This window comes from Massilia sp. S19_KUP03_FR1, from assembly GCF_036688685.1.
Classification (GTDB): Bacteria; Pseudomonadota; Gammaproteobacteria; order Burkholderiales; family Burkholderiaceae_D; genus JALYUM01.
This window is the reverse complement of sequence record NZ_JAQQPS010000016.1, coordinates 152817-164762: the sequence shown is the minus strand read 5'-3', so window position 1 is coordinate 164762 and position 11946 is coordinate 152817. Positions and strand designations below refer to the sequence as shown.

11 protein-coding genes and 1 pseudogene are annotated in these 11946 nt (G+C 62.0%); 3 read left to right on the top strand and 9 right to left on the bottom strand.

What is annotated here, in order from left to right:
* A pseudogene (locus tag V6M87_RS18545) lies at nt 1–1397 on the top strand (hypothetical protein); the annotation flags it as partial.
* Between the two features lie 129 nt (nt 1398–1526).
* On the opposite strand, the gene V6M87_RS18540 reads toward V6M87_RS18545, so the two are convergent.
* The 6 genes from V6M87_RS18540 to V6M87_RS18515 form a co-directional block, all read right to left on the bottom strand.
* Entirely contained in the window at nt 1527–2078 is a 552-nt protein-coding gene (locus tag V6M87_RS18540) for a GNAT family N-acetyltransferase (RefSeq protein WP_332878130.1), read from the bottom strand.
* Nucleotides 2075–3202, bottom strand: coding sequence for an acyl-CoA dehydrogenase family protein (locus tag V6M87_RS18535; RefSeq protein WP_332878129.1), 1128 nt, complete (start codon nt 3200–3202; stop codon nt 2075–2077). Before V6M87_RS18535 ends, V6M87_RS18540 begins: the two co-directional genes overlap by 4 nt.
* A 15-nt stretch (nt 3203–3217) precedes the next feature.
* Nucleotides 3218–3886 (bottom strand): SDR family oxidoreductase, encoded by a 669-nt coding sequence (locus tag V6M87_RS18530; RefSeq protein WP_332878128.1) that lies wholly within the window; start codon nt 3884–3886, stop codon nt 3218–3220.
* Nucleotides 3887–3916: 30 nt separating this feature from the next.
* Nucleotides 3917–5116 (bottom strand): acetyl-CoA C-acyltransferase, encoded by a 1200-nt coding sequence (locus V6M87_RS18525; protein WP_332878127.1) that lies wholly within the window; start codon nt 5114–5116, stop codon nt 3917–3919.
* A gap of 67 nt (nt 5117–5183) precedes the next feature.
* Nucleotides 5184–6368, bottom strand: coding sequence for an isovaleryl-CoA dehydrogenase (locus V6M87_RS18520; RefSeq protein WP_332878126.1), 1185 nt, complete (start codon nt 6366–6368; stop codon nt 5184–5186).
* Between the two features lie 90 nt (nt 6369–6458).
* Nucleotides 6459–6866 carry a MerR family transcriptional regulator gene (locus tag V6M87_RS18515; RefSeq protein ID WP_332878125.1) on the bottom strand — a complete coding sequence of 136 codons (408 nt, stop codon included), beginning with the start codon at nt 6864–6866 and terminating at the stop codon, nt 6459–6461.
* A gap of 678 nt (nt 6867–7544) precedes the next feature.
* On the opposite strand from V6M87_RS18515, the gene V6M87_RS18510 reads away from it, so the two are divergent.
* Together V6M87_RS18510 and V6M87_RS18505 are read left to right on the top strand one after the other, a co-directional pair.
* Nucleotides 7545–8030 (top strand): hypothetical protein, encoded by a 486-nt coding sequence (locus tag V6M87_RS18510; protein ID WP_332878124.1) that lies wholly within the window; start codon nt 7545–7547, stop codon nt 8028–8030.
* A 222-nt stretch (nt 8031–8252) separates the two neighbouring features.
* Nucleotides 8253–8378, top strand: a complete 126-nt coding sequence (locus V6M87_RS18505; RefSeq protein WP_332878138.1) for a hypothetical protein — start codon at nt 8253–8255, stop codon at nt 8376–8378.
* Nucleotides 8379–8382: 4 nt separating this feature from the next.
* On the opposite strand, the gene V6M87_RS18500 is transcribed toward V6M87_RS18505, so the two are convergent.
* From V6M87_RS18500 to V6M87_RS18490, 3 genes are read right to left on the bottom strand one after another with little or no spacing between them, the layout of a single operon-like run.
* On the bottom strand, nt 8383–8970 hold the full coding sequence (locus V6M87_RS18500; protein WP_332878123.1) for a UbiX family flavin prenyltransferase: 588 nt from the start codon (nt 8968–8970) through the stop codon (nt 8383–8385).
* Nucleotides 8963–9274 carry a Grx4 family monothiol glutaredoxin gene (grxD, locus tag V6M87_RS18495; RefSeq protein WP_332878122.1) on the bottom strand — a complete coding sequence of 104 codons (312 nt, stop codon included), beginning with the start codon at nt 9272–9274 and terminating at the stop codon, nt 8963–8965. Before grxD ends, V6M87_RS18500 begins: the two co-directional genes overlap by 8 nt.
* A gap of 39 nt (nt 9275–9313) precedes the next feature.
* Complete coding sequence (locus V6M87_RS18490) at nt 9314–11665, bottom strand: Tex family protein (protein WP_332878121.1); 2352 nt, start codon at nt 11663–11665, stop codon at nt 9314–9316.
* Nucleotides 11666–11946 lie beyond the last annotated feature (281 nt).

Genomic DNA, 11946 nt, shown 5'->3' with positions numbered 1-11946 from the left:
CCGATACCGGCGCCGTGTTCAGCGTCAAGGTGACCGACTCGGCCGCCACGCCCACCAGCGCCACCAGCGCCAACGCCTCCCTGACGGTCACCCTGCCGAGCGTGGCGATTGCATCGCAGCCGGCCAGCGTGAGCGTGCTTGCTGGCGCCACTGCCTCGTTTGCCGTGAGCGCCAGCGGCGGCACCGCGCCCTACAAGTACCAATGGTTGCGCAATGGCGCGGCCATTGCCAGCGCCACCGCGGCTAGCTACAGCCTGGTCACCAAGGCAGCCGATACCGGCGCCGTGTTCAGCGTCAAGGTGACCGACTCGGCCGCCACGCCCACCAGCGCCACCAGCGCCAACGCCACGCTGACCGTCAAGGTGACGGCCGTGGCGATTGCGTCGAACCCGGCCAGCGTGAGTGTCCTCGCCGGCGCCACCGCGTCGTTTGCCGTGACCGCCAGTGGCGGCGCCGCGCCTTACAAGTATCAGTGGCTGAGGAGTGGTGTGGCGATTGCCGGCGCCACGGCGGCCAGCTACAGTCTTGTCACCAAGGCGGCCGATACCGGCGCCGTGTTCAGCGTGAAGGTCACCGACTCGGCGGCCACGCCCACCAGCGCTACTAGCAGCAACGCCACGCTGACAGTCAAGGTGCCGGCCGTGGCGATCGCGTCGAACCCGGCCAGTGTGAGCGTGCTGGCCGGGGCGACCGCCTCGTTTGCCGTGACTGCCAGTGGCGGCGCCGCGCCTTACAAGTACCAGTGGCTGCGGAATGGCGCGGCGATTGCCGGCGCCACGGCGGCCAGCTACAGCCTGGTTACCAAGGCAGCCGACACTGGCGCCGTGTTCAGCGTCAAGGTCACCGACTCGGCGGCCGCCCCAACCAGCGCCACCAGCGCCAACGCCGCGCTGACGGTGACGTTGACGGTGACGGCGATATCTGGCGTCGAGCGCATCGTCAACGGCGGTTTCGAGGCCGGCGTGACCGGTTGGAGCGGTGACGTCGGGGTGATCGGTTCGTGGGCCGGGTCCGGCCAGGCCGCGGCCGAAGGCAGCCAGTTCGGCTACCTCGGCGGTAACGGCACCATGGCGGTCGAGGCCCTGGCCCAAGCCGTGGTGCTGCCAGCAACAGCCAAGTCTGCCACGCTCAGTTTTGCCCTGCACATCGATAGCGCCGAAACCACCACGACCATGGCCTACGACCGGCTCGAGGTGGCGGTCAGGAATACGGCTGGAACCGTGCTGGGCACGCTGGCGACGTACACCAACCTGAACAAGGCGACGGGTTACACCACCCGTAGCTTCAACCTGCTGCCGTACAAGGGGCAAACGGTGATCCTGACCTATGTCATGGTGGAAGATTCGATCGCCCAGACCAGTTTTACGATCGACAAGGTCAGTGTACTCACGCAATAAGCCGTTCGCTGTGAGTCGAGGGGGCTTTCGGAATGCCACGATTGTGCCACTCCCAGTTGCGCCCGCCAGGACGAAGCCAAGCGATTTCACTTGCTTGGGTGGATCTCGGGGGTGTCACTGCAGGAATGGTCAGCGCAGTCCCAGCGTCATGAAGGTATAGCCCAACGCCTCGCCATCGATCCGGAACATGTCGGCCACTTCGCCGGTAATCACGTACCCGTTGGCGAGATACAGCGCGCGTCCCGGCAGGTTGCTCGTGAGGAGTTCAAGGTCGATCCAGTCGAGCGTGGTTTCCTGCAGCGCCCATGCGTGGGCCGCGCGCAGCAGGTGGGTAGCGAGACCCTGGCGGCGGTGCTTGCGCTGCACGCCCATGCCCAACATCACGCGGTGGGCCGCGGCTTTTTCGGGCCGCGCGCGCAGGTCGATGTGGCCGGCGATGGCGCCGCTGGCGTCACGCGCGATCCAGGCGCGGCGCCAGCCGGGCAGGCCAAGCGGCGTGGCCAGGCCATTCGCAAACGCGGCCTTGCGGTCGGCCGGAAAGGTCGACTCGCTGCGCGACTGCGGCTGGAACAGTGGCGTGCCGTTTTTGCCATTGTCGCGCAAGTGCTCGTCGAGATAGGCGAACAAGGCCGGGAGCTGGCCCGGCTCCAGCGGGTGGATGGTGACCGGCGGCGCTATCACAGGGCGCGCGCGATCAGGATCTTCTGGATGTCGCTGGTGCCTTCGTAGATCTGGCAAACGCGCACGTCGCGGTAGATACGCTCGATGGGAAAATCGCTCACATAGCCGTAGCCGCCGAAGACCTGCATGGCGTCCGACACCACGCGCTCGGCCATTTCGGATGCGAACAGTTTTGCCATCGCCGCTTCCTTCAGGCAGGGCAGGCCGGCGTCCTTCATCATTGCCGCATGGTGAATCAGCTGGCGCGCCGCTTCGATTCTGGTGGCCATGTCGGCCAGCCTGAACTGCACCGCCTGGTGCTCGTAAATCGGCTTGCCGAAGCTCTCGCGCTCCCTGGCATAGGCCAGGGCCGCGTCGAACGCGGCGCGCGCCATGCCGACCGCCTGCGAGGCGATCCCGATGCGCCCGCCCTCGAGGCCGGACAAGGCAATCTTGTAACCTTGCCCCTCCTCGCCGATCAGGTTTTCCACGGGGATGCGGCAATTATCGAACAGGATTTGCGCCGTGTCCGACGAGTGCTGGCCCATCTTCTGCTCGACCCCGGCCACGATGTAGCCAGGGGTATCGGTCGGCACCCAGAACGCGCTGATGCCGCGTTTGCCGGCTGCCTTGTCGGTTACCGCCATGACGATGGCGACGTCGCCGTATTTGCCGCTGGTGATGAACTGTTTCGAGCCGTTGATGACATAGCTGTCGCCAGCGCGTACGGCCGTGGTGCGCAATGCCGCCGCATCGCTGCCCGTGTGCGGCTCGGTCAGCGCAAACGCGCCCAGCATGGCGCCGCTGGCCAGGGGCGTGAGCCATTGCACCTTTTGCGCCTCGTTCGCATACATCATGGCGATCGAGCATACCGGGCAGTTGTTGACCGAGATGATGGTCGAGGTGCCGCCGTCGCCGGCAGCGATTTCTTCCAGCACCAGCGCCAGGGCGACGTAATCGAGGCCGGCACCGCCGTATTGCTCGGGCACGGCTACGCCGAACGCGCCCAGCGCCGCCAGCTCTTTCAACTCCGCTTGCGGGAAATGGTGTTCGCGATCCCAGCGCGCGGCGTTGGGTACCAGGCGCGCCTGCGCAAAGCTGCGCAGGGCGTCGCGGATCATGGCGTGTTCTTCGGTGAGGATCATGGCGTCAGATTCGCTTTACCAGGGAAGGCTGGTGCCGTCGTAGTTGAGGAAGGAACCGTTGGCCTCTGGCTTGATGCCGGCCAGCGCCGTGCGCATACCACGCACGCTGTCGGCCACCACCAGGTCGGCGCCGCTGCCGCCCATGTCGGTTTGCACCCAGCCCGGGTGAAAGGCGACGCAGGTGGCGCCGGCGCCGCCGTAAGTCAGGGCCGTGTCTTTCAGGACCGAGTTCAGTGCCGCCTTGCTGGCGCGGTACAGCGAGCCGCTGGCGCTGGTGCGCTCGCCAATCGAACCCATACGCGACGAAATCACGGCCACCTTGCCGCGCACGGCTGCCACCAGCGGTGCCACCACCGGCAGCAAACGCATCGCCGACAGGACGTTGGTGTGCATGACCTCATCGAATTCGACGTCGGTCGGAAAGCCCGCATGGCGGGGGCCGTAGACGCCGGCCACCAGCCAGGCCGCGTCGATGCGCTCGTCGTCGAGCTTCCAGCCCATGGCGGCGATGCCGGCCGTGTCGTTGACATCCAGCAGATGCGCTTCGGCGCCCATTTCTTTCAGGGCGTCGCAGTCGGACTGCTTGCGTGCGGTGGCGATGACGCGCCAGCCGTCGGCACGGTACTGGCGCACCAGTTCATGGCCAATGCCGCGCGAAGCGCCCAGAATGAGTGCAGTTGACATCCGTTCTCCCACTATTCGACAAGTATCGTTTTATACCATTTCGATGGCCATTGCGGTCGCTTCGCCGCCACCGATGCACAGTGCCGCAACGCCACGCTTGCCGCCGGTCTGTTTCAGTGCGCCCATCAGCGTCACCAGAATGCGGGCGCCGGATGCGCCGATCGGGTGGCCCAGCGCGCATGCGCCGCCGTGGATATTGATTTTATCGTGCGGGATGTCGAGGTCCTTCATGGCCGCCATCGGCACCGCGGCAAAGGCTTCGTTAATCTCGAACAGGTCAACCTCGCCGACGCGCCAGCCGGTTTTCTTGAACAGTTTATGGAGCGCGCCGATCGGCGCCGTGGTGAACAGGTCGGGCGCTTGCGCATGCGTGGCGTGGGCGACGATGCGCGCGATTGGCGACAGGCCCAGTTCGGCCGCTTTCGAGGCGCGCATCATCACCAGAGCGGCGGCGCCGTCGTTGATCGACGACGAGGAGGCGGCCGTAATGGTGCCGTCTTTTTTGAAGGCGGCGCGCAGACTCGGGATTTTTTCCAGTTTGGCCTTGAGCGGGCCCTCATCTTTTTCGATGACGGTGTCGCCGCCGCGGCCGCTCACGGTGACCGGCGCGATCTCCCACTTGAAATGGCCCTCTGCGGTGGCGTGCTGGGCGCGCTGGACCGATGCGATGGCAAACGCATCCTGCTGCTCGCGCGTGAACTGGTAGCTGGCCACGCACTCTTCGGCGAAGGTGCCCATCGAGCGGCCTTCACCGGTTTTTTCGTTGCGGCTGTAGGCGTCTTCCAGGCCGTCGAGCATCATGTGGTCGAACATGATGCCATGGCCAATGCGGTAGCCGCCGCGCGCTTTCGGGATCAGGTACGGCGCATTGGTCATCGATTCCATGCCGCCGGCGACAATCACGTCGGCACTGCCAGCGAGCAGGGCATCGTGCGCGAAGATTGCACTCTGCATGGCCGAGCCGCACATTTTGGACAGGGTCACGGCGCCGGTGGAAACCGGCAGGCCGGCCTTGATCAGGGCCTGGCGAGCCGGGGCCTGGCCCTGGCCCGCCATCAGGCAGTTACCGAAATAAACGTGTTCGACCAGGGTGGGATCGAGACCGGCGCGTTCGACGGCTGCCTTGATGGCGACGGCGCCGAGGTCGCTCGCGGAGAGAGAAGAAAAATCGCCCTGAAACCCGCCCATGGGGGTGCGCGCTGCGCCGACGATAACGATAGGATCATTCATGATGGTGTTCTCCATTCAGTTTATGGACAGACGTGACAAGTGGAGCGGTAATAAATAAATAAACCGTTTACATTGTTTCGCCAAACAACTCGCGCCCGATCAGCATCCGGCGAATTTCGCTGGTGCCCGCACCAATTTCGTACAGCTTCGCGTCGCGCCACAAGCGCCCGACCGGATACTCGTTGATGTAGCCATTGCCGCCCAGCGTCTGGATCGCTTCGCCGGCCATCCAGGTCGCCTTTTCGGCTGAATACAGGATCGCGCCGGCAGCGTCTTTGCGCAGGGCGCGCACGGCTTCGGGCGAGCCGGCGCGGTCGCATGCCTGTCCTACTGCGTAGACATACGCCTTGCAGGCCATCATGGTCGAATACATGTCTGCCAGCTTCCCCTGCATCAGCTGGAACTCGCCGATCGCCTGGCCGAACTGCTTGCGTTCATGCACGTACGGCACGACCGCATCCATGCACGCGGCCATGATGCCGAGCGGGCCGCCGGAGAGCACAGTGCGCTCGAAATCGAGGCCTGACATCAGCACGTTGACGCCCTTGCCGAGGCCGCCCAGAACGTTCTCGACCGGCACTTCGCAATCGCGGAACACCAGTTCACCCGTGTGCGAGCCGCGCATGCCGAGCTTGTCGAGCTTTTGCGCAACCGAGAAACCCTTGAAGCTTTTCTCGATGAGGAAGGCGGTCATGCCGCGCGCACCGGCGTCCAGGTCGGTCTTGGCGTACACCACGAGGGTGTCGGCGTCGGGGCCATTGGTAATCCACATCTTGGTGCCGTTCAGAACGTAGCGGTCGCCCTTCAAATCGGCGCGCAGTTTCATGCTGACGACGTCGGAACCGGCATTCGGCTCGGACATGGCGAGCGCGCCGATGTGTTCACCGGAAATGAGTTTCGGCAGATATTTCTGTTTTTGTGCTTCAGTACCGTTGCGCTTGATCTGGTTGACGCACAGATTCGAGTGAGCGCCGTACGACAGGCCGACCGAAGCGGACGCGCGCGAAATTTCTTCCATCGCGACGATGTGGGCCAGATAGCCCATATTGGCGCCACCGTATTCCTCGCTCACGGTAATGCCGAGCACGCCCAGCTCGCCCATCTTGCGCCACAGGTCCATTGGAAACTGGTCGCTGCGGTCAATCTCGGCAGCGCGCGGGGCGATTTCGGCGGCAGCGAATTGCTGGATCGCTTCGCGCAGCGCGGCGATGTCTTCGCCATGGTCAAAGGTCAAGCCTGGTAGGTGCAGCATGTCGTCTCCACAAAAGTGCGCGGTAAGGAAAGGCGATGATACGCGCAAGTGACGTTAACGTAAACGTCAAGCCAGCCGTGTGTCGGTCGCTCAGGCCGTGGCGGCAGCCTGAGCGACACCTGCCTCGGCCAGCATGCGCCGGCACTCGTCCTCGTGCGCAGCGATCTCGGCCAGCGCCATGTCGATATCGACGCGTTGCTGCTCGAGCGTGGCGCGCTGGTGGGTCAGCACACCCAGGAAACGTTCCGTTTGCGCCACGGTGTCTTTGGGCGACTCATACATGTCGACGATGCTCTTGATTTCAGACAGGGTCAGGCCCAGCCGTTTGCCGCGCAGGGTCAGCTTCAGGCGGGTTCGGTCGCGCGCCGTGTAGACCCGGCTGCGTTGGCCGGATCCTTCGCGCATCGGGCTGAGCAGGCCGTGGTCTTCATAGAAGCGAATGGCACGGGCCGTCAGGTCGAATTCTTTGGCCAGTTCGGCGATGGTATAGGTACGCATGGTTGTGGTGGACAGAGGTTAAAAATAGGGGAATTTGCGCTATGCGAGGGGTGAAACCGCACGATGCGCGTTGATTTCCGTTTACGTCAACGTCAATTACATTGTAGCGCGCCGATCTTTTCCGGCGCAAAAATCGCGGTTTGCCGCGTTTTCTTCTTCTGCGCGCTCAGCGGCGGACCAAGGCAGGGGCAGGGTGTTTCAGGGCCATGTCACGCCGTCACGTATTTTCACCCCCTTTTCGGTATGTTTCTTAAAGTAACATAGTGCAACATATAAACTTCTCGTAACAAATGCTGAATTTTCTGGCTTTACTCTTCGTATTTACAGTAAGCGGATGGCTGTTTTTTCACTTAATAATGCACGTTGAGCAACATCTTAAGCGCTCAACGCTGCGCTCGAGGACCGGCTTGCCATAGAGCGCAAGTGAAGAGGTTGTTGCGTTAAGTAAACAATTAACAGATGCTTGCGATCAAGCGTAAAAATTAATTTAAATCGATTTGTTCCTAGTGGTACATGCAGGATTTACTGCATTTTATTCAGCATTTTTAGTATTTACTGACTTGAATTGCCCGTATTTTGACCATCTAGCCATTTTTATTTTTGCCTTGTCCTGCACAAACATACCAACTTTGTGGCACGATGCGTTAAACCCCTGTAATTCTCTCAATAATCACAACTATGTTAAATAACACTGTCGGAATTGTCACAAATTTTTCCACCCCTAGCGCGCCGAGCGTCGTTAATCCACCACCCGCACCTATGAACTCGACAAACGAACGCGAAAATTTCAGCGAACGCCTGCAGACGGCTCTGAAAAATGCCCATTACTCCCCGGACAGCCCAACCCGCCTGGCCCGTGAATTCAATGTACGTTTTGAAGGTCGCCCGATTACCGTCCATGCCGCTCGTAAATGGCTGGTCGGCGAAGCGATCCCGACGCAAGAAAAACTGCGCATGATCGCGCAGTGGCTTGGCGTACCTGCCGACTGGCTGCGTTTCGGTGGCGACAACGATGCTGCTGCCAATGGCGACGGCGCTGGCGTGCCACGTTTTGAATCGGCGGACGTGAAGCTGATCTCGGATCTGCAGCGCCTCGATGAACATCACCGCCAGCTGGCGCGTGAATTCATCCGCATGCTGGTCCGCGTTAATTACCAGAAGTAGGTCGTTGCTTGCGACGCAGCCGTGCCAGCGGCTGCCTTTTCAGCGCGTGCTTGCCACGCGTGAGTGACTGCATTTCACAATATCTTCAAGCGGACCAGCACAAATGCGGATCGTGCGCCATAATCAAGGCGTAGCGTTCTTGCCTTTTGTTACGTGTTTCCGCCGAGGATAGTGCCGTCCATGAAAAGTAACTACAGCAATACCGCGAAGTTGAAAGACTTGATGACCGTCCCCCCAATGACAGCTGCCCAGCATGCCGAAGTGATGCGCAAGCGTATCGCGCAGCGGCACATGGTGGAAGAAGCCAGGGAACAGAAGCGTACCGAGAGCGTGTTCGAGAAACGCTGACCTGTCAGCTGGCCTTGATGCCGGCCCAGCGTGGCGCCAGCGTATGGTCAATGCCAAGCAGATCGATGACACGGGCCACGGTGTGGTCGACCATTTCCTCGATCGACGCCGGCTTCTGATAAAAGCCTGGCAGTGGCGGGAAGATAATGCCGCCCATTTCGGTCACGGACGTCATGTTGCGCAGGTGCGCCAGGTTGAATGGCGTTTCGCGCACCATCAAGATGAGCCGGCGGCGCTCCTTGAGCACCACATCGGCCGCGCGCGCGATCAGGTTGTCCGACAGGCCCAGTGCCACAGCGGCCAGGGTTTTCATCGAACAAGGTGCAATCACCATGCCGTCGCTCTGGAACGAGCCGCTGGCAATGGTGGCGCCAATCTCACGATTTTTATGCACGACGTGCGCTAAGGCTTCGACGTCGCGCCGCTGCATGCCCACTTCGGTTTGCAGGGTCAGGGCCGCGGCGTCGGAAACCACCAGGTGCGTTTCGACGCCGGGAATGGCGCCCAGGAGCTGCAGCAGCCGCACGCCATACACCGCGCCGGTGGCGCCTGTGATGGCAACAACGATCCGGCGCGGCTTGGCCTCAGGCATCCAGCAGGGCCTTCAGTTCGCCGGACGCGAACATCTCGTTCATGATGTCGGTGCCGCCGACGAATTCGCCTTTGACATACAGCTGCGGCACGGTTGGCCAGTTCGAATAATCCTTGATACCCTGGCGAACTTCCGGATCTTCCAGCACGTTCACTGTGGCGATGTTCTCGACGCCGCAGGATTTCAGGATTTGAATGGCGCGGCCGGAAAAGCCGCACTGTGGAAACTGGGCCGTGCCTTTCATGAACAGTACGACAGGGGTGCTGTTCACGGTCTCTTTGATCCAGGTTTGTACGTCGCTCATGGCTGCCTCAGGGTAAATGAATGAATGGCACCATTTTACCTATTTTTTAAACTTCGCAAACGCCGCTGCCATTGCGCCGCCCGCCGTTGGCACCCGTTCATCCTTTTTGTTTTGCTGCGCCACGCGCGTGCGGTCGTTGCGGTCCGGTCGCTGTTCCGGTTTTGAACCTGCTTGCGGTGCGCTGTCGGTCAGGCGCATGGTCAACGCAATGCGTTTTCGCTTCTCGTCGACTTCCAGCACCTTGACTTTGACGACCTGTCCCGCCTTGACCACCGTGTGCGGATCCTTCACGAAGGTATTCGACAGCGCCGAAATATGGACCAGGCCATCCTGGTGCACGCCGATGTCGACAAAGGCGCCGAATGCCGCCACGTTGGTGACCACACCCTCGAGAATCATGTCCGGCCGCAGGTCGCGGATTTCTTCGACGCCTTCCTTGAACGTCGCCGTGGAAAACTCCGGGCGCGGATCGCGTCCCGGCTTTTCCAGCTCTTTCAAAATATCGGTAATGGTCGGCACGCCGAATTTATCGTCGGCATAGCGCGCAGGATTGAGCGATTTCAGCAGGGCCGCCTCGCCGATCACGCCTTTCAGGTCTTTTTTCAGGTCGGCCAGGATTTTTTCGACCAGCGGATAGGATTCCGGGTGCACCGCCGAGGCATCGAGCGGATTGGCGCCGCCCATCACGCGCAAAAAGCCGGCGGCCTGTTCATAGGTTTTATCGCCAAGGCGCGGGACACTTTTCAAGGCCGCGCGCGAGGCGAATGCCCCTTTCAGATCGCGGTAGCTGACGATGCTCTGCGCCACGCTGGCCGACAGGCCGGACACGCGCGCCAGCAGCGGCGCCGAGGCCGTATTCACATCGACGCCTACCGCATTGACGCAATCTTCCACCACCGCGTCGAGCGAACGGGCCAGCTGGCTCTGGCTCACATCGTGTTGATACTGACCCACGCCGATCGATTTCGGGTCGATTTTGACCAGTTCGGCCAGCGGATCCTGCAGGCGGCGCGCAATCGACACGGCGCCGCGCAGGGACACATCCATGTCGGGCAACTCCTTCGACGCGAATTCGGATGCGGAATAAACCGATGCGCCCGCTTCCGAGACGACAATCTTCGTCAGTTTCAGTTCGGGCTGCTGCTTGATCAGGTCGAGCGACAATTTATCGGTCTCGCGCGAACCGGTGCCGTTGCCGATCGAAATGAGCGACACATTGTGCTTGGCGGCCAGCTTGCCCAGCGTGTGGAGCGACCCTTCCCAGTCGTTTTTCGGCTGGTGCGGGTAGATGACAGCGGTATCGACAACCTTGCCGGTGGTGTCCACCACGGCGACCTTGACGCCGGTACGCAAGCCCGGATCGAGGCCCATGGTGGCGCGCGGGCCGGCCGGGGCGGCCAGCAGCAGCGCTTTCAGGTTCAAGGCGAACACCTGGATCGCGTCGAGCTCGGCGCGTTCACGCAGGGCGCCCATCAATTCCGATTCCAGGTGCATGAAACTTTTGACGCGCCAGGTCCAGCGCGCCGTGTCCGCCAGCCATTTGTCGGCGGGACGACCCGTGTTCTTGATGCCGAAACGGGCGGCGATGCGGCCTTCGCAGGGGTTGTGCGGCGCATCCCATTTTGGTTTTTCAAGCTCGGTGTCGAGCCGCAAGGTGACGTCCAGCATGCCTTCGCGGCGTCCGCGCAGCAGTGCCAGCGCGCGGTGCGAGGGCACGGTGCCGATGGTTTCCGAGTAATCAAAATAGTCGGCGAACTTTTCGCCTTCATCTTCCTTGCCCGTGACCACTTTCGATTCGACGATGCCGTGTTCCTGCACATACTCGCGCAAGCTTTTCAGCAGCCCGGCGTCCTCGGCAAAGCGCTCCATCAGGATCTGGCGCGCGCCGTCCAGCGCCGCCTTGGCGTCGACCACGCCCGGGTTGGCGCTGCCGTCCTCATTGCTGAACGGATCGCGCAGGTAGGCGGCGGCGGCTTGTTCCGGTGTCAGCATGGGATCGGCCAGGAGCGCGTCGGCCAGCGGCGCCAGGCCCGCTTCGATGGCGATCTGCGCCTTGGTGCGGCGTTTCTGTTTGTAGGGCAAGTACAAATCTTCGAGGCGGGTCTTGTCTTCGGCGTGGGTGATCGCGTCGAGCAAGGCCGGCGTCATCTTGTTCTGCTCGGTGATCGACGCGACGATGGCGGCGCGCCGGTCTTCCAGCTCGCGCAGGTAGCGCAAGCGTTCTTCCAGCAGGCGCAACTGGATGTCGTCGAGTCCGCCCGTGGCTTCCTTGCGGTAACGGGCGATGAAGGGCACAGTGGCACCTTCATCGAGCAAGGCGATGGCGGCGGCCACCTGCGCAGGTTTGGCGACGAGTTCGAGGGCAAGGCGTTGTTCGATGGAAGGCAGCATGTGTCAGTGAGTCCGGGGCGGTCAGTCAAGCGGGCAATCATACGCATTCGACGAGAATGCGCCAGTCTTGACACCAGGCGGTGTGCCGACTAAGCAGCCATCAGCCGGCGAATCAGTCGCGTCGACGCAACGCTACTTGGTCAACAGCGCGCCGTAGGAATGCGCGCGGCGCTGGGGGAGGGGGGCGCGGGCGGCGTCGAATAATTTCAGCAATAAAACTTTTCTGTGTGAACTGAAGTCAGGAACAAAACAGAACCGCCCGGATAAGAGATAATAACTGG

Bases quoted from the DNA above. Each gene is read 5' to 3' on its own strand.
- V6M87_RS18530 (WP_332878128.1), bottom strand. From the start codon at position 3,886: ATGTCAACTGCACTCATTCTGGGCGCTTCGCGCGGCATTGGCCATGAA.
- V6M87_RS18500 (WP_332878123.1), bottom strand. From the start codon at position 8,970: ATGCCTGAGGCCAAGCCGCGCCGGATCGTTGTTGCCATCACAGGCGCC.
- grxD (WP_332878122.1), bottom strand. From the start codon at position 9,274: ATGAGCGACGTACAAACCTGGATCAAAGAGACCGTGAACAGCACCCCT.
- V6M87_RS18510 (WP_332878124.1), top strand. From the start codon at position 7,545: ATGTTAAATAACACTGTCGGAATTGTCACAAATTTTTCCACCCCTAGC.
- V6M87_RS18515 (WP_332878125.1), bottom strand. From the start codon at position 6,866: ATGCGTACCTATACCATCGCCGAACTGGCCAAAGAATTCGACCTGACG.
- V6M87_RS18520 (WP_332878126.1), bottom strand. From the start codon at position 6,368: ATGCTGCACCTACCAGGCTTGACCTTTGACCATGGCGAAGACATCGCC.
- V6M87_RS18535 (WP_332878129.1), bottom strand. From the start codon at position 3,202: ATGATCCTCACCGAAGAACACGCCATGATCCGCGACGCCCTGCGCAGC.
- V6M87_RS18525 (WP_332878127.1), bottom strand. From the start codon at position 5,116: ATGAATGATCCTATCGTTATCGTCGGCGCAGCGCGCACCCCCATGGGC.
- V6M87_RS18505 (WP_332878138.1), top strand. From the start codon at position 8,253: ATGACCGTCCCCCCAATGACAGCTGCCCAGCATGCCGAAGTGATGCGC.
- V6M87_RS18490 (WP_332878121.1), bottom strand. From the start codon at position 11,665: ATGCTGCCTTCCATCGAACAACGCCTTGCCCTCGAACTCGTCGCCAAA.